This window comes from Janthinobacterium goodfellowi (genome assembly GCF_051380695.1).
GTDB lineage: Bacteria > Pseudomonadota > Gammaproteobacteria > Burkholderiales > Burkholderiaceae_D > Janthinobacterium.
Map to the genome: position 1 here is coordinate 160,667 of NZ_JBNYXN010000002.1, position 13,918 is coordinate 174,584.

20 protein-coding genes are annotated in these 13,918 nt (G+C 55.8%); 18 read left to right on the forward strand and 2 right to left on the reverse strand.

Annotated elements, in window-relative coordinates; all coding sequences use genetic code 11:
* Window positions 1-52: 52 nt before the first annotated feature.
* From ACQ4WQ_RS08730 to ACQ4WQ_RS08760, 7 genes are all read left to right on the forward strand, one after another.
* Window positions 53-541, forward strand: coding sequence for a nuclease domain-containing protein (locus tag ACQ4WQ_RS08730; protein WP_436496214.1), 489 nt, complete (start codon window positions 53-55; stop codon window positions 539-541).
* On the forward strand, window positions 538-945 hold the full coding sequence (locus ACQ4WQ_RS08735) for a hypothetical protein (protein ID WP_436496216.1): 408 nt from the start codon (window positions 538-540) through the stop codon (window positions 943-945). The genes ACQ4WQ_RS08730 and ACQ4WQ_RS08735 overlap by 4 nt, the downstream gene beginning before the upstream one ends.
* Window positions 942-1,706: a hypothetical protein gene (locus ACQ4WQ_RS08740; RefSeq protein WP_436496218.1), complete on the forward strand. Its 765-nt coding sequence runs from the start codon at window positions 942-944 to the stop codon at window positions 1,704-1,706. The genes ACQ4WQ_RS08735 and ACQ4WQ_RS08740 overlap by 4 nt, the downstream gene beginning before the upstream one ends.
* Entirely contained in the window at window positions 1,703-2,515 is an 813-nt protein-coding gene (locus ACQ4WQ_RS08745) for a YdaU family protein (RefSeq protein ID WP_436496220.1), read from the forward strand. The genes ACQ4WQ_RS08740 and ACQ4WQ_RS08745 overlap by 4 nt, the downstream gene beginning before the upstream one ends.
* Window positions 2,502-3,146: a DUF6475 domain-containing protein gene (locus tag ACQ4WQ_RS08750; RefSeq protein ID WP_436496222.1), complete on the forward strand. Its 645-nt coding sequence runs from the start codon at window positions 2,502-2,504 to the stop codon at window positions 3,144-3,146. Before ACQ4WQ_RS08745 ends, ACQ4WQ_RS08750 begins: the two co-directional genes overlap by 14 nt.
* A 105-nt stretch (window positions 3,147-3,251) precedes the next feature.
* Window positions 3,252-3,584, forward strand: coding sequence for a hypothetical protein (locus ACQ4WQ_RS08755; protein ID WP_436496224.1), 333 nt, complete (start codon window positions 3,252-3,254; stop codon window positions 3,582-3,584).
* Window positions 3,581-3,940, forward strand: a complete 360-nt coding sequence (locus tag ACQ4WQ_RS08760) for a DUF1064 domain-containing protein (RefSeq protein WP_436496226.1) — start codon at window positions 3,581-3,583, stop codon at window positions 3,938-3,940. The genes ACQ4WQ_RS08755 and ACQ4WQ_RS08760 overlap by 4 nt, the downstream gene beginning before the upstream one ends.
* A gap of 17 nt (window positions 3,941-3,957) precedes the next feature.
* Here ACQ4WQ_RS08760 and ACQ4WQ_RS08765 read toward each other — a convergent pair whose 3' ends face one another.
* The gene (locus ACQ4WQ_RS08765; RefSeq protein WP_436496228.1) at window positions 3,958-4,311 is read right to left on the reverse strand and encodes a TfoX/Sxy family protein; all 354 of its coding nucleotides are present in this window, start codon (window positions 4,309-4,311) and stop codon (window positions 3,958-3,960) included.
* 135 nt (window positions 4,312-4,446) lie between these two features.
* On the opposite strand from ACQ4WQ_RS08765, the gene ACQ4WQ_RS08770 reads away from it, so the two are divergent.
* The 4 genes from ACQ4WQ_RS08770 to ACQ4WQ_RS08785 all read left to right on the forward strand — a co-directional run bounded on the left by ACQ4WQ_RS08770 (window position 4,447) and on the right by ACQ4WQ_RS08785 (window position 6,335).
* A complete protein-coding gene (locus tag ACQ4WQ_RS08770) occupies window positions 4,447-4,680 on the forward strand; it encodes a hypothetical protein (RefSeq protein WP_436496230.1) in 234 nt (77 codons plus the stop codon).
* Window positions 4,677-5,144, forward strand: a complete 468-nt coding sequence (locus tag ACQ4WQ_RS08775; protein ID WP_436496232.1) for a MepB family protein — start codon at window positions 4,677-4,679, stop codon at window positions 5,142-5,144. The genes ACQ4WQ_RS08770 and ACQ4WQ_RS08775 overlap by 4 nt, the downstream gene beginning before the upstream one ends.
* A 238-nt stretch (window positions 5,145-5,382) precedes the next feature.
* A complete protein-coding gene (locus tag ACQ4WQ_RS08780; protein WP_436496234.1) occupies window positions 5,383-5,820 on the forward strand; it encodes a hypothetical protein in 438 nt (145 codons plus the stop codon).
* A 170-nt stretch (window positions 5,821-5,990) separates the two neighbouring features.
* Window positions 5,991-6,335: a hypothetical protein gene (locus tag ACQ4WQ_RS08785; RefSeq protein ID WP_436496235.1), complete on the forward strand. Its 345-nt coding sequence runs from the start codon at window positions 5,991-5,993 to the stop codon at window positions 6,333-6,335.
* 120 nt (window positions 6,336-6,455) lie between these two features.
* Here ACQ4WQ_RS08785 and ACQ4WQ_RS08790 read toward each other — a convergent pair whose 3' ends face one another.
* Window positions 6,456-8,027, reverse strand: a complete 1,572-nt coding sequence (locus ACQ4WQ_RS08790; protein WP_436496237.1) for a recombinase family protein — start codon at window positions 8,025-8,027, stop codon at window positions 6,456-6,458.
* Window positions 8,028-8,137: 110 nt separating this feature from the next.
* Between ACQ4WQ_RS08790 and ACQ4WQ_RS08795 the strand changes: the two genes are divergently transcribed.
* The 7 genes from ACQ4WQ_RS08795 to ACQ4WQ_RS08825 all read left to right on the forward strand — a co-directional run bounded on the left by ACQ4WQ_RS08795 (window position 8,138) and on the right by ACQ4WQ_RS08825 (window position 13,906).
* A complete protein-coding gene (locus ACQ4WQ_RS08795) occupies window positions 8,138-8,350 on the forward strand; it encodes a hypothetical protein (protein ID WP_436496239.1) in 213 nt (70 codons plus the stop codon).
* Window positions 8,351-8,522: 172 nt separating this feature from the next.
* The gene (locus ACQ4WQ_RS08800) at window positions 8,523-9,530 is read left to right on the forward strand and encodes a 2-hydroxyacid dehydrogenase (protein WP_436496241.1); all 1,008 of its coding nucleotides are present in this window, start codon (window positions 8,523-8,525) and stop codon (window positions 9,528-9,530) included.
* A gap of 117 nt (window positions 9,531-9,647) precedes the next feature.
* Window positions 9,648-10,190 carry a DnaJ-like cysteine-rich domain-containing protein gene (locus ACQ4WQ_RS08805; RefSeq protein WP_436496243.1) on the forward strand — a complete coding sequence of 181 codons (543 nt, stop codon included), beginning with the start codon at window positions 9,648-9,650 and terminating at the stop codon, window positions 10,188-10,190.
* A gap of 986 nt (window positions 10,191-11,176) precedes the next feature.
* The gene (locus ACQ4WQ_RS08810; RefSeq protein ID WP_436496245.1) at window positions 11,177-11,440 is read left to right on the forward strand and encodes a hypothetical protein; all 264 of its coding nucleotides are present in this window, start codon (window positions 11,177-11,179) and stop codon (window positions 11,438-11,440) included.
* Window positions 11,441-11,524: 84 nt separating this feature from the next.
* A complete protein-coding gene (locus ACQ4WQ_RS08815; protein WP_436496247.1) occupies window positions 11,525-12,010 on the forward strand; it encodes a hypothetical protein in 486 nt (161 codons plus the stop codon).
* An 80-nt stretch (window positions 12,011-12,090) separates the two neighbouring features.
* Window positions 12,091-12,639 (forward strand): helix-turn-helix domain-containing protein, encoded by a 549-nt coding sequence (locus ACQ4WQ_RS08820; protein WP_436496249.1) that lies wholly within the window; start codon window positions 12,091-12,093, stop codon window positions 12,637-12,639.
* A complete protein-coding gene (locus ACQ4WQ_RS08825) occupies window positions 12,620-13,906 on the forward strand; it encodes a terminase large subunit domain-containing protein (RefSeq protein WP_436496251.1) in 1,287 nt (428 codons plus the stop codon). Before ACQ4WQ_RS08820 ends, ACQ4WQ_RS08825 begins: the two co-directional genes overlap by 20 nt.
* The last annotated feature ends 12 nt before the right edge of the window (window positions 13,907-13,918 follow it).

Here is a 13,918-nt window from a genome sequence, read left to right on the forward strand (position 1 = left end):
TCTCCTATTTTAGTTGGCTGAATAATAACACGTCGAATATTGGTGGTGGGAAATGAAACGTTCGCCCATGAAACCCGGTAAGTCCTTGGCGCGAAAACCATTCAAGCACACCTCGCCCATGTCCAGCACCGGCATGCTCTCCGTGCAGTCGCACCAACGCACGGCGCCGAAGCGCAAGGCCAGCTTGAAGTCCAAGGGCCCACGCTCGACGCCGATCCGGCGCGCCGCGCGCGGCCGGGACTGCACGCTGCGCCTGGCCGTCTGCAACTTCGACCCTGACACCACCGTGCTTTGCCACAGCAATTTCTTGGCAGACGGCAAGGGCATGGGCCTGAAGGCGCCAGATAGCGCCGCAGCATTCGGCTGCAGCGCATGCCACGACGTGCTCGACGGCCGGCGCCCGCGCCCGGCTGATCTGTCTCTGGCCGGACTGGAGGCTGCCTTTCGCGCGGCCGTCGGCACCACACACGAAATTTTACGGTCGATGGGCCTGCTCGCTTCGCTGCCCAGTGACCAAAAACAAAATATGGAACATACATGACGCGCATTAACTTCCGTGATTTCGTGCTGGGCGCCATGCCCGGCACCAAAGCAGATATCGTCAACAAGTCAGGCGTCAGCCAGGCGGCCGTGCTGCGCTGGGTGCGCCTGCTGCACGCCGAGCACAAGATTTACATCGCCAGCTGGAAGCCGCACCCGCGCGCCGGCGCCGCCATGGCCGTGTATGCCGTCGGCAACCTGCCAGACGCGCCGTGCACTTTACCGTGCCTGACCAAACGCCAGATTCGCCTGCGCTTCGAGGCCAAGGCCAAGAAGGATGGCCGCTATGACTCAATGAAGGCGCGCTGGCGCAGCAAGTACTGGATCCGCAAGGCGGGCGCCGTAGGCGATCCGCTGGTGGCTGCGCTGTTCGGCGCAGCGCGTGGCCAGGAGGCTCGCCCATGATCCCATATCACGGCCTGCCAATCACACCGGCTACAGCCGCTGTGCGTGCGGTCAAAGAAGGTCACGCGTTCGTGTCGTTCCGCTACCCTGAACAACTAGCTATTGCGCTGGAGGTAGCGCAGTCGTTTGCCGTCGACAATGGGGCGTTTTCAGCTTGGCGCAGTGGACAGCCTATCACCTACTGGTCGTTGTTCTACGAATGGGTAGGCGAGCTACACCGCTACCCGAGTTTTGATTTCGCAGTGATACCTGACGTCATCGATGGCAGCGAGGCCGATAACGACGCGCTGCTGGCCGAATGGCCGTGGCGTACGTCGGCGCCGCACGTCGGCGCGCCGGTATGGCATTTGCACGAATCGCTCGATCGCCTGGACCGGCTCGTCAGTGAATGGCCCCGCATCTGCCTGGGCAGTTCGGGCGAGTTTGCGCAAATCGGCACACCAGCTTGGTGGACGCGCATGGCGGAGGCAATGGACGTCATTTGCGATCGGGCCGGACGGCCGTGCGCCAAGATCCATGGCTTGCGAATGCTTGACCCAGGAATTTTCACGCGCTTTCCGTTCGCCAGCGTCGACAGTACCAACATCGCACGCAATGTCGGCATCGACAAGAATTGGCGCAACGGGAACTATCCACCGCTGACGAAGGATGCCCGCGCAGACATCATGCGCGGGCGAATCGAGTCGCACCAGGCCCTCACATTCTGGAGCCGTAAGGCGGCGCCGATTCAAGAATCACTGTTTATGGAGGCCCATCCTTGAATTATTACCCCTTCCACATCGGCGACTTCCGCTCGGGGACAGTGAACATGTCTCGCCAGGCGCGCTGGATTTACCGCGACATGATGGACGTCTACTACGACGTCGAGGCGCCACTTCCGCTCGATATAGATGTGCTGTGCGACGCCTTGGGCGTCGAGGCGGCGGACGAGCGCGCGATTGTTGAACGACTGCTTCGCTTCAAGTTCCTCAAGACAGATGCGGGCTACCGGCACGAGGTCTGTGAGCAGGTGATTGCGGACTATCAAGTCAAGGCAGAGACAGCGAAAGCAAATGGCAAGCTGGGCGGTCGCCCCCGCAAGCAAGCTGCAACCAATCAAGAACCCAGCGGGTTTCCATCCGGTTCTGATTCGGATGCTACTGACAACCCAGCTGAAACCGGATCAAAAACTAACCAAGAACCAATAACCAATAACCATAAACCAGTAAAGAACAAAGACAAGTCGCCTCCGGCTCCCGATTCACTGTTTCCCGACGTCGAATCGCAGATCGTCGCCGATTTCAAGGCGCTGCGAACGAAGCACAAGGCGCCGATCACGCGCACGGCCATGCAGGGCATCGTGCGTGAAGCCGAAAAAGCCGGGCTGACCCTGGAAAACGCCTTGCGCATCTGCTGCGAACGCGGCTGGCGCGGGTTCAAGGCCGAATGGATCACCCAACACGCCGTGCGCGCCGGCCCGGGACAGGGCGCTGGCACGGTCTATGCGCAGACCATGGCCAACGCTGAGCGCGCCAAAGCCCGAATTTTCGGCAATGCAGCACCGCAGGGAGACGAGCATGACGCAGGATGACTACGAAGAATTTTCAGGCATGGTCGGCGCGATTACCGAGCTTTACGGCCGCGTTGCGAGCGAGTTTGCGATCACGATCTGGTGGGGCGCGCTGCGCCAGTACGACCTGCCGGCCGTGCGCCAGGCATTCGATCGTCACGTCCGCAATCCCGATACCGGGCAGTTTGCGCCGAAACCAGCCGACCTGATCCGGATGATGGGCGGGACGACACAAGACTCGGCGCTTGTGGCTTGGTCGAAGGTCGACCGCGCATTGCGCGTCGTTGGGCCATACCGAAGCGTCGTGTTCGATGATCCGCTGATCCACCGTGTGCTGGTCGAGATGGGTGGCTGGGTCTCGCTGGGCGCGAAGACGGAGCAGGAGTGGCCATTTGTCGGCAAAGAGTTTGAGAACCGGTACCGCGGGTACCGCATGCGCAATGAGCGGCCAGATTACACGCCCGTGCTGGTGGGTATGTCGGAAGCGCAAAACCAGCGCGCCGGTTTTGGCGTGGAGCCGCCGATGATGATCGGCGACCAGAAGCTGGCCGTGCTGGTGATGGCGGGTGGAACGTCGCAGCAAATCATCGCCATGGTGCCAGTTGGCGCGCTCGCAGCGCCGCTGGCCCGCATTAATGGGCGCGCTGCATAGCGGCAAAAGCTGCTCAGGCTTGTGGAGCGGTTCGCTACTGCACGAACGTGGTGGGGCCGCCACCAAGCCTCATCCGATACGAAAAGAATTCAATACAGAGGCTCTATGCAAAATCAAGAAAACAAAATCGCAGCAAACAAACGCCTGGCCGAGCTGCTGGGCTGGTCAAGCATTGTCGAGGTGGGCGGAGCCTGGGTCGGCACGCCGCCGCCGGGCGCGGCCGCAAGCCGTGGACAGGCGCTGGTGCCCGACTGGATGGGCGACTGGGCTGCAGCCGCGCCGCTGGTCGCACAGTTCGAGATCCGGCTGATGCCGATGTCGGCGGGCGTCGATGCCGCCGGTTTCCTGGAGTGGTACCGGTTCTATCCGGACAGGGACGCCGCGGCCCGTGCTGCAATCGTCAAGGCGGTCACACATCGCTTGGAGAAAACGCAATGATGGCCCGTGGCTTGCAGGCGCTGGGCCGCCTCAAGGTCGGCGCCATGAACCAGACGGAGGCGGCGTACGCCAGGACGCTGGAGCTGCGTAAGGCTGCCGGCGAGGTGGCCTGGTACAAGTTCGAAGGCCTGAAATTTCGCCTGGCCGATAACACTTTTTACACGCCGGATTTTGCCGTGCAGCTGTCCGACGGCGCGCTGGAGGCGCACGAAGTGAAAGGATTTATGATGGAGGACGCGAACGTAAAGATCAAAGTGGCTGCTGATATTTATCCGCTCCGCTTTTTTATTGTTCGGACCAGGCCGAAACGGGAGGGCGGTGGTTGGCGAATTGAATCAGTAGGTAATGAAATTTGATGTATTCGTCGGCCGGGTCAAAGCTGTTTTTTGGGTTTCGGCACTGGCTTTGGTTTCGGCAGGGGCAGTTCGGCTGCTGTGCGCTGCGCCAACTGGGTCAGCCACTCGCGTTCGTCCCACAGTTCGCCATCGATCAGGAAATATGGCTTGGCTTGAGGGTAGGGCGGCGCTTCCTGTGGCGTGCAGAGCGCGCTGATCCAGGCACGGCCGGCCTCTGTGGGCTTGATAAACAACTGATCGTCGGCGACGATGGCGAACATCTTGCCTTCGCAATACAGGCCGTACTCGCCAAACATCTTTTTCGCGCTGATGCTGCCCACACCCGCCATCTGGTCGAGCAAAAAATCCACCGTGCCTTGTTGTGATGCCATGTTCTCCTCCGTAGGAAGGAATAGTGTAGCGCAAGCCATTTGCGGCAGCGGTCTTTTTTCCGCAGAGCAGTAGCCAGAGGGTGACCAGCGCGGCTACACTATCGCCATTATTTATTTTGCATTAGCTATTTTGCCATGACACCCCACCTGATCACTCACCGCGGCATCAGCATCGCCACCTTGGCCTCCAGCGACCCCATCGAATCCCATTGCGCACCAGGTCACACGGCAATCCGAGAACAGGGCGACGGCTGGTGGCTGTACTTTGTCGACGAGGATGGCAAGGTCGACGGCTACGACAGGCCGTTCGCCAGTCATGACGAGGCCCTGTGGGCGGCCAAGGCCGCAGCCGAATTCAGCGCGCAATGAAGGCCAGTCCATGGGCGTTCCTGGGCTTGCCGCAAGCACCCGTGCCGGAAGCGGAAAGCGCGGAATACGGCGCCTGCCGCGCCGAGCTGCACGGCAAGCGGCTGGTCTTGCGTATGGCCAAAACCACGCCGACGAAAACCGGCCAGTTCGTCACCGTCTGGAAGCGCCCCCATCCCGGCGCCGAGATCGCCCCGCTGGATGAAGCGGACCCCGTCGATGCCGTCGTCATCGCCGTGGCCGACGGCGACGGCGTGCGGCACGGCTTTTTCATCTTTTCCCGCGCTGTGCTGATCGAGCGGGGCGTGATGTCGCGCCCCGGAGCTGGAGGCAAGCGCGCGCTGCGCGTGTATCCGCCGTGGTGCGCGCCGGAATCCATCCAGGCGCAGCGCACGCAGCGCTGGCAGGCGCAGTGGTTTGTGGCGGCGGGGGATCAACGAAGGCTGGACCAGATGCTTGGGCAGTAATTGGTTCCGTTTACCTTAGAATCTGTCTGAGCCTTGCTGCTATATTAGAACGCCTTAAAAACCCTCTTTTTGTCATGACGGCAATAAAACCTTTACTGAGGCATTCTAATCGTCCGCTGTGGGGTGCGGATTCAATCAGTCAACGCAACACACTGTTCAAATCGTTGAGCCGGTGTTTGGTAGTGTAGCGGTTGTTTAATTCAGGGCGTGCAGTCGCCCGTTTCTAAATATGGAATCAATGACAGTGATGGCAATAAAGTGGAAGAACCAGGAGGTGCGAAACTACAATGGCCTCATGTGCAGCAATGGTGACATCTACGAAGTGCACGAAACCGGGATGGCCAGAGCGCAGGAAAAACAGGAACTTAGCGGTTGGTTCAATGTCGCGATTCTGGCACAGGAAGAGCTGTATGGTGGGCAGTACATCGTTAAATGCGGAGAGGCTATGGAACACGGCTCAATCGGCGTCGTCATTTTGGAATCGCTGCAAAATCATGAACCTGTTTGGACGTTTGTTTCAAATCAATCCAATCCATTTGATCAAATAATAATCAAGGGCGGCTTGGTTGTGGTGCTGTCAACGTCAGGCGCGGTGCTTCGGTTTGGTGCTCCAATGAAGGAGGCAAGGTTTCTGCTTCCGAGTACGTCGATCCATGATTCTATTTCGTTAAAATAGAGTCGCTGCATAATCGCAGCTGGCATAACGGCCAAGAGCGGAATCTGCAGCCGTGCAGGACTAAAATAGGGGCATTGTTTTATCGAGTTGAGTAATATGCACGATAAAATCATGAATCAAGATCGTTTCGCAAAGCTTGCCGCGCCCGATAAAGTCATCGACAATACGGCATGCCAATCAAGATATCGCCTAAAAAAATACTACTGTGCCTGCTCATCCTCAGCCCGGCCTGGTATGTCGCCGCATGCTGCGTGGTCTTCAACAGCCGCAAGGAGGCGTTCTATCAAACTCAGCCTGGCGATACTCGGCAAGCGGTGCTTGCCCGCTTCGGCACGCCGTCACATGTGGAGCGCCCGGGGGGCGTGGTCGGTCGTTATAGTAGGGGGCCATGCACTCATCCTTGCGCCGAGCGGCTGTGGTTCGAGAACCGCTTGTCTTCCGATCTTGAAGCGTGGTCGATTGATCTAGACCAAAATGGCCGCGTGGTAGACAAGTTGTATCTGACCTACTTGTAGTCGGCCCTCGCTCCTGACTTTTCACCTTGATAACCACGTCTTGATACTTGCCCAACGATTGGACTGTGACCTTTTTGAGGTCCTTAACGGCGATATGCGCGCTTGAACCCAGGCATGGCTTTAGCAGTAAGCTGGGATGTTTATTGTGGGACGTCCTTCGAAGATAGCATTTAGCGATGGATATCGATATTGGTCCAGATTGTGCATGTTGGCTTCAGTTAGCGTGATTTGCACTTTGAGGAACTCAGCCTTCGGGAATAGATAAAAATAACTTGCTTTTGTGTTTTCAAGATCAAGGAGTACTGCCAGAACAAAGCCGCATCTGGACTCCTCATCCAGTCGTATCCGCCAGCGAGGAGGGGCCTGCTTTTCGTACAGGCATCTTGCTATCGTGATTTTCAAGACACACCGATCATCGAGCAGCAGAGTATTGCGAGATGGCCCGTTTACATGGCTGACACCCGTATTAGCAATGAGTTTCACAATTTGTTCGTGCGTTTCTGCGCGAACAGTTCGTACGATTTTCCGGGTGGCCAAGAACTTATGTTCGTTGATAGGTGGCAGCCCAGCAAGTGCGTAGGCTTCCAGCATGGTGCCAAAGTAGTAGGCGAACATCTGTGCGCCGGGAAGTGTATCGTCCTGATCAATTAGCACGGTGGTCACCTTTCCATGTTTTTCATGTAGCTTGCGCAGCATTGCCAGGAGTTCTTCTTTTGGAATCGGAGCGAGGCGATGTTTGCGTTCTTGCTGCGCTTTGCGGAAAAGGGTAACCGGGATAAGGGGAGGGAAGGCGCCGATCCTTTGTATCCACATCGACGTTGGATTTTCGATGTGATGCTTTCGGAGTTTAAAAGAAGTTCTGTTGTAGATGATGTTGCCGATGTACTTTTCATTTGTAAGCACGTCTCGAACGCAGTCGCGGGTCCAAGCGCGCCCGCATTCGCGAGGCGCCTCCATTGCATTCAGCAAGAAAGCAATTTCGCTTTCACTCAGCTTCTCCAGCACGTACCAGTCGAAGATCCCTCGAAGAATCTCAAGTTCATCGGGTGGACCAGGGACGAGGAGCACACGGTCTGTAGGATGGTTCTTTCTTTCGCCAAATCCGAGTGCATGCTTGGCTTTGCCGCTTGAGCTGATAGGAATCCGGCGCAATCCAAATCCCGCTCGCCCACCTTGTTTAAACCCCATTTCTACGAACCGACATTGCGCTGCAAAAACCTTGGATGATAGTTCTCTGCTGTATTCGGCAGCCATGGCGCGCTTTACGCTCTTAATTATGGACGAGACCGAAGATCCATTGTTCTCGAAGTCTTCTGCGCAATATACGATGGCGACCCCTGCGCGGCGGCATATGTATTCGTAGTAGGCGCTTTCGTCCAAATCCTGGAACCTTCCCCAGCGGCTCACATCATAGGCAAGAATCGACTGAAATGGTGCTGCGCCACTCTGCACCTCTTCAATCAGGCAACGCAAGCCTGGGCGTGAGGAAAAATCGAGTCCACTTCTACCTTCGTCCGTGTATGTTTTGATTATTTCTATGCCATTGCGACTCGCGTACTCGGAGATGCGATGCAGTTGATGTGAGATCGAATGGTTCTGATTGTCTGTAGACATGCGGACGTACACCGCAGCTGTTGGCTTTACACCAGTTATCAGTATTTTTGGAACGTGTATAACTGCTTTGCGGCGCATGCAATTCCTCTATGGAAGGTGCCAAATACGGCAAGCTTTTGGCGCTTACTTGATACGAATCAACACCTCAACCTTCACCTGTCGCATCCTACTGAAACAGGGAGGGTGCTATGTTTGATAATGCCACTGAAAAAACGTTACGACTGATTGCTGCCGGGGTGTATCTGAAACGCATACATGGCCTGGAGTTCGCGGTTCTTGTACTGATAGATGCCGGGCTTTGTGAAGATATCGCAAGAGCTGCTCTGCAAGATGACCGGGCTTACTTAGATACGGGCTGGATGTTGACAAATTTCCAAAGTGACCATATTCGCCCGGAATGAAACACAATCTGCTGCAGTGTCGCACGATTCAGGCAGAACGTTCCTTTTTCTCTAGCCGGTAGTCTTCACCGCAAGGTGCCCAATTGCGTGGTCATACAGCTACGAAAGGAGTAATCTCCTGTGTAGCTATTTTTACCATTTACAAAGTGCGTTTGCACAAAGGATATTTAAGATGAAAATCGCTGTGTTCAGCTCCCAACCATATGATCGCCGTTTCCTCAATGAGAAAGCAGATGAACGCGATGCTCGTGATGCCGTGGAGATGCGTTTTCACACTGAGTCCTTGGCTCTGCAGTCGGTGGCTCTTGCGCAAGGCTGCCAGGCAATATGCGTGTTTGTAAATGATGTGCTTGATGCGGAAGTACTGCATGCTCTTGCCCACATTGGCGTCCGCGCGATTTTGCTGCGTTGCGCGGGGTTCAACAATCTCGACACGGAAGTCGCACGGCGGTTGGACCTTTTCGTCGCGCGCGTGCCTGCATATTCACCGGAGGCTGTTGCTGAGCATGCGCTGGCCTTAACTCTCACGCTGAACCGGCGAACTCACCGCGCATATGCTCGGGTGCGGGAAGGAAACTTTGCGCTCGATGGGCTACTGGGCAGCAATCTTCACGGGAAGACGGTGGGGATCATCGGCACTGGCAAAATTGGGCTGGCGACTGCAAGGATTTTTAATGGATTCGGCTGCCGGCTACTGGGGTATGATCCGTTCCCATCATCGGAGTTTGAATCCATTGGCGAAGTAGTCGAGCTGTCCGAGCTTCTCTCCGAGTCGGATTTCGTCTCGCTGCATTGTCCGCTCACTACCGATACCCACCACCTCATAAATGCCGATACGCTGAATCTGATGAAGGAGGGGGCTATGTTGATCAATACTTCGCGTGGCGCTCTCGTTGATACACAGGCGGTGATTGAAGCGTTGAAGTCGCGCCAACTGGGCTCCTTGGCCATCGATGTGTACGAGCAAGAAAGCAACCTTTTCTTCGAAGATCGGTCTGGCGACATCATCACGGATGACATTTTCCAGCGCCTGATGACGTTCCCGAACGTTCTTGTTACCGGACATCAAGGTTTCTTTACGATAGAAGCGATGCGCGAAATTGCATCAACAACCTTCGAAAATTTGTCCGCATATCAGCTTGGCGCCGAGTGTGTGAACTTAGTACCAGGTACCTATTGACGGTTTCTTATTTTCGCCAAAGTGAGCAGTATTTAGTTTGCCCAGCTTCTGGCGCATTCCTCTGCCAGGCAGGGGAAATCGCATGCTACGATTGTCGAATTCGGACAGGAGTAAAGCATGGGATTTGCTGAAAAGTATGTTGCGTCAATCGGATCGAGCAACCTGATGGACGACGCACAGCACCATCAGACTGACCCGCTGGCCGCCGCGGCGCTGGCTGGCGACATCGGCGCGCTGCTGTGCCGCGTGAAGTACGCCGACGGAACGCTCACGCGTATGTTCGAGGGCAACCAGCAGAACCTTGCACAGCTGCTGCGCATCTGGACCGACGAAGTCATCCGGCGTGGCCGCATGCGCCGTTGGGTACCGGAAAATACGGCCTGGGATGCGCAGTCGGCGCAGGCACTGTATCGCCGAGTGGCTGAAAGATCGCTGGCGCACTGGCTGGATGGAAAGTGTAAGGGCTGCAGTGGTACCGGAGTCAAGGTGCTGCTGGGGAACGGGCAGTGCACGTCATGCAAAGGAACCGGCGTGGCGCCTGTGTACGGCGTGGCTGGCCTGGAGCTGGAGCGCGTCAAGGACATGGTGAGTGAATTGAGCTCCATTTATGACAGTCATTCTGGCCGGGCGCGGGGCCTTTTACGCGACGACTACCTGTAGCGTAGGGATTTTTAAAACCTGTGTTTACGGACAGTATTTCGCTGTATAATGTAGGCTCTTACTCAAGAAAACTCTTCTGGAAATCGTAATGTGCGCTTCGCGCCACCGATAGCTAGAACTCGCGATAGTACCCATCCATGCATCGGACGTGCTCGCCTTGAATTTGACGATCATCATGTCCTTTGCTCACAGGAGCAAAGCCAAAGCCTGCCACCTCATGGTCGCGGGCTTTTTTGTTTTTCAATCTTATTCATAACGACCTGCCCACCGGTCATATTTAATGAAACAAGCCACTTAGTTACTATTGAGCATGTCAGATGGAAGGATGCGGGAACGGCGAAAGTGACTTTTCTTAGAGGAACAGAATAGTACGTGTCAGTGCAGACTTCAACCGGCTCACAAAAAATAGTGGCGTGTTTGTTTATCAATAGTAGTAGGTTGTTTAGCTCGATATCATTTGCTGGAACATATATTCTGAACCGTTTAGGAAAGCCAGCCTCAAAATTGTCCATTTTTGCGACCCAAGTTGGTTAATTTATATTGACTATAAAGCATTTTTGTTTTTGCTTGCGCACTGCACAACCTATTGGATTGTCGTCAACAAAACGTTGAAGGTGGTACGAAGTGAATTCGATTCATTTGGCAGCTTGGTTCAGGCATTAGCTACGTAGAGACATAGAGGAATTAGCGCGGCTTTCTCCGCACCGTAGGGTCTTGGCTTAGTACGCGCAATGCAGTTCGTTTATTGACGTTGTGTAGCTGCAGATATGCCTCTGCAGCTGTCATGCCAACTTCCATTGCTATGCGTACCGCATTTTCGATGATCTCTTCGGTTTCTTTGTCAGGGCGGGAGATCGATAACGGTTTGGACGTAAATTTAGGATCGTTTGGCATGCACCAGTATTGCTAGATGGAAAACTAGATCATGCCGAAAGAAGATTCATCGGAATTGATTTGCATCAATCGTTTCCTACCTTTTGAATATTATGAATAGAGTGCAACACTCATCAAACAATGCGGTGCTCGGCGCCCCCGCAGGCTGGGACCAAGGCGAGTTGCCGTGCAACGCGCTGTCGATCACGCGCACGTACGTGGGCGAACTGTCTGCAGTGGTGTCGTACTGGCGCCCAAGCGCCGACGAGCTGGCCGTGTTGAGTTTTGGCGGGACCATCGCACTTTGGGGGCTGGGCGTGACGATGCCACCCGTGATGCTCTATGTGGGAATCGCCTGGCAAGGTGAGGTGGGGTGAACCACGGAAATTACGTTGAACAAGTTGGGAACGCTATTGGTTTATATGCAATAATTGAATCCTTAAAAACCTAAGGGGTTCACTATGAATTTCAGGTCAGTAGATTCTACCGAATGGGATGTCATTCATCGTGCAGATGGCGATGCCAAAAAAATTCGGCAGAGAGCAGCACTGCTTATTGCCACTTTAGCCGAGCAATACTCGCAAGGGGATCTAAATTCAAATCATGGTGTGCAATTTTCGTCGACCGGCGAAAACGATATTTTCGGCACTATTCGAAGCGATATCGGAGAGGGCCGCTTCACACTGTCTTTCTCACTTGCTGGCGAAAGACTGATAGGCAATTTACAAATTGAAAAGAAAGTTCTTCGTTTGTCTTCAGATTCGACTTGGCAGCCGGTCTGGGGAGTCATCGTTCCCGCGCAGGGTGAAATTTTCGCAGGGCTAAATCCCGGCCGTTTTTCTATTCCACCGGGTAATGGACAATTCGATGAAAAAAGAGCTAAAGCTATATACGAATTTGGACAAATAATCCTGTATGCCATGGTTAAAGGACCGCTGACCGTTTAGTTTGTATTAGTTCCTAAACAAGCCGCATTTGCGGCTTTTTTTACGTCTTCTTTGTGAGGATGATTGGAAAAGGCGTAGATATGGGAAGAAAGTCATCCCTTGCTGAGAAGCAGTGGTCGGAGATTGGCCTACGCCTGTTGAAAGGTGAGGCGGGCCGAGTGCTCGCGAGAGAATTTGGCGTATCCGAAGCGGCGATCAGAAAACGCTTTGGTGCGCAGACGAAACAAATAAAAGATGTTGCAAATCAATTGGTTGCGGCTGAATCGGCATTCAGCGCATTGCCGATTGGTGCGCAGATAAGTGCGCGAACTTTGGCCGACGAGCTGAAAGAAATCTCGATGCACTTGGCTGGCGCCGCACGATATGGCGCTGCCACCGCGCACCGGCTGGCCGGCATTGCGCACAACAAGGCTGGCGAGATCGATGACGCCGAACCGCTGGACGACAAGAGCCGCTTGGCTCTGGGCGATATTGCCGTACTGACCAGGATGGCGAACGGCGCCGCCGAGATCGGCATGAACCTGCTGAAAGCTAGTAAGGACGTGAAGCCGGACGACGACGCTCCAACACCTGTCGCCATTACCTTCGGCGTGAAAGATGCCAAGCGCCATGACGACAATCCAGTTTGACCTGAACGTCCCGCAATCGAGCTTCCTGCAGCTGCCGCACAAGTTCAAGGCCTACGTGGCCGGGTTCGGCTCCGGCAAGACGTTCGTTGGCTGCGCCGGCATCTGCGCCCACTTCTGGCAGTGGCCGGGCATCAACCAGGGCTACTTCGCGCCGACCTATCCGCAGATTCGCGACATCTTCTATCCCACGATGGAGGAGGTGGCCTACGCGATGGGCCTGCGCATCAAGGTGAAGCAGGGCGACCACGAAGTCGAGGTGTACGAGGGGCGCCGGTACCGTGGCACGGTCATCTGCCGGTCGATGGAGAAGCCAGAAACCATCGTCGGCTTCAAGATCGGCCACGCGCTGATCGATGAGCTGGACGTGATGCCGCTGAAGAAGGCGCAGATGGCCTGGCGCAAGATCATCGCCCGCATGCGCTACAAGGTGCCGGGCCTGATGAACGGCATCAACGTGACGACGACGCCCGAGGGCTTCAAGTTCGTCTACCAGCAGTTCGTGAAGGCCATCCGGGACAAGCCTGAGCTGGCCAGCCTGTACGGCCTGATCCAGGCCAGCACCTTCGACAATGAGCTGAACCTGCCAGGCGACTATATCCCGTCGCTGATGGCCAGCTATCCGCCGGCGCTGATCGACGCCTACCTGCGCGGTAAGTTCACCAACTTGACCAGCGGCAGCGTGTATGCCGATTTCGACCGCGCGCTGAACCACACGAACGAGATCATCCTGCCCGGCGAGCCGCTGATGGTGGGTCTCGACTTTAACGTGCAGAACATGACTGCCTGCATCAACGTGGTCCGGGAAGGGCTGCCGCGCACGCTGGCCGAGCGCGTGCAGGTGCGTGATACACCGGCCATGGCCAAGATCCTGAAAGAAGACTTCAAGGACAAAGGCCATCAGGTGAAGATTTTCCCGGATGCGTCCGGCCAGAACACCAGCAGCAAGAACGCGAGCGAGTCCGACCTGTCCATCTTGCGCCAGGCGGGCTTCCTGCTTGAAGTGAACCATTCAAACCCTGCGGTCAAGGACCGGGTCAACGCCTACAACGGGATGATCCTGAACGCCCAGGGCGAGCGCCGCTGGAAGATCAACACCGACCAGTGCCCGACCACCACCGAGGCGCTGGAGCAGCAGGTGTGGGGCGCGGACGGCCAGCCGGACAAGAAGGCCGGCCATGACCACCCGAACGACGCCAATGGCTACTTCCTCGTGAAGCGCTACCCGATCGTGAAGAGCGCGACGACCACGGCGCCGCTGCGCATGTAATAACAAGGATTT

Excerpts from the sequence above, each read along its gene's own strand:
- ACQ4WQ_RS08730 (WP_436496214.1), top strand. The coding sequence starts at position 53 with ATGAAACGTTCGCCCATGAAACCCGGTAAGTCCTTGGCGCGAAAACCA.
- ACQ4WQ_RS08735 (WP_436496216.1), top strand. The coding sequence starts at position 538 with ATGACGCGCATTAACTTCCGTGATTTCGTGCTGGGCGCCATGCCCGGC.
- ACQ4WQ_RS08740 (WP_436496218.1), top strand. The coding sequence starts at position 942 with ATGATCCCATATCACGGCCTGCCAATCACACCGGCTACAGCCGCTGTG.
- ACQ4WQ_RS08750 (WP_436496222.1), top strand. The coding sequence starts at position 2,502 with ATGACGCAGGATGACTACGAAGAATTTTCAGGCATGGTCGGCGCGATT.
- ACQ4WQ_RS08755 (WP_436496224.1), top strand. The coding sequence starts at position 3,252 with ATGCAAAATCAAGAAAACAAAATCGCAGCAAACAAACGCCTGGCCGAG.
- ACQ4WQ_RS08760 (WP_436496226.1), top strand. The coding sequence starts at position 3,581 with ATGATGGCCCGTGGCTTGCAGGCGCTGGGCCGCCTCAAGGTCGGCGCC.
- ACQ4WQ_RS08765 (WP_436496228.1), bottom strand. The coding sequence starts at position 4,311 with ATGGCATCACAACAAGGCACGGTGGATTTTTTGCTCGACCAGATGGCG.
- ACQ4WQ_RS08770 (WP_436496230.1), top strand. The coding sequence starts at position 4,447 with ATGACACCCCACCTGATCACTCACCGCGGCATCAGCATCGCCACCTTG.
- ACQ4WQ_RS08775 (WP_436496232.1), top strand. The coding sequence starts at position 4,677 with ATGAAGGCCAGTCCATGGGCGTTCCTGGGCTTGCCGCAAGCACCCGTG.
- ACQ4WQ_RS08780 (WP_436496234.1), top strand. The coding sequence starts at position 5,383 with ATGACAGTGATGGCAATAAAGTGGAAGAACCAGGAGGTGCGAAACTAC.
- ACQ4WQ_RS08785 (WP_436496235.1), top strand. The coding sequence starts at position 5,991 with ATGCCAATCAAGATATCGCCTAAAAAAATACTACTGTGCCTGCTCATC.
- ACQ4WQ_RS08790 (WP_436496237.1), bottom strand. The coding sequence starts at position 8,027 with ATGCGCCGCAAAGCAGTTATACACGTTCCAAAAATACTGATAACTGGT.
- ACQ4WQ_RS08795 (WP_436496239.1), top strand. The coding sequence starts at position 8,138 with ATGTTTGATAATGCCACTGAAAAAACGTTACGACTGATTGCTGCCGGG.
- ACQ4WQ_RS08800 (WP_436496241.1), top strand. The coding sequence starts at position 8,523 with ATGAAAATCGCTGTGTTCAGCTCCCAACCATATGATCGCCGTTTCCTC.
- ACQ4WQ_RS08805 (WP_436496243.1), top strand. The coding sequence starts at position 9,648 with ATGGGATTTGCTGAAAAGTATGTTGCGTCAATCGGATCGAGCAACCTG.
- ACQ4WQ_RS08810 (WP_436496245.1), top strand. The coding sequence starts at position 11,177 with ATGAATAGAGTGCAACACTCATCAAACAATGCGGTGCTCGGCGCCCCC.
- ACQ4WQ_RS08815 (WP_436496247.1), top strand. The coding sequence starts at position 11,525 with ATGAATTTCAGGTCAGTAGATTCTACCGAATGGGATGTCATTCATCGT.
- ACQ4WQ_RS08820 (WP_436496249.1), top strand. The coding sequence starts at position 12,091 with ATGGGAAGAAAGTCATCCCTTGCTGAGAAGCAGTGGTCGGAGATTGGC.
- ACQ4WQ_RS08825 (WP_436496251.1), top strand. The coding sequence starts at position 12,620 with ATGACGACAATCCAGTTTGACCTGAACGTCCCGCAATCGAGCTTCCTG.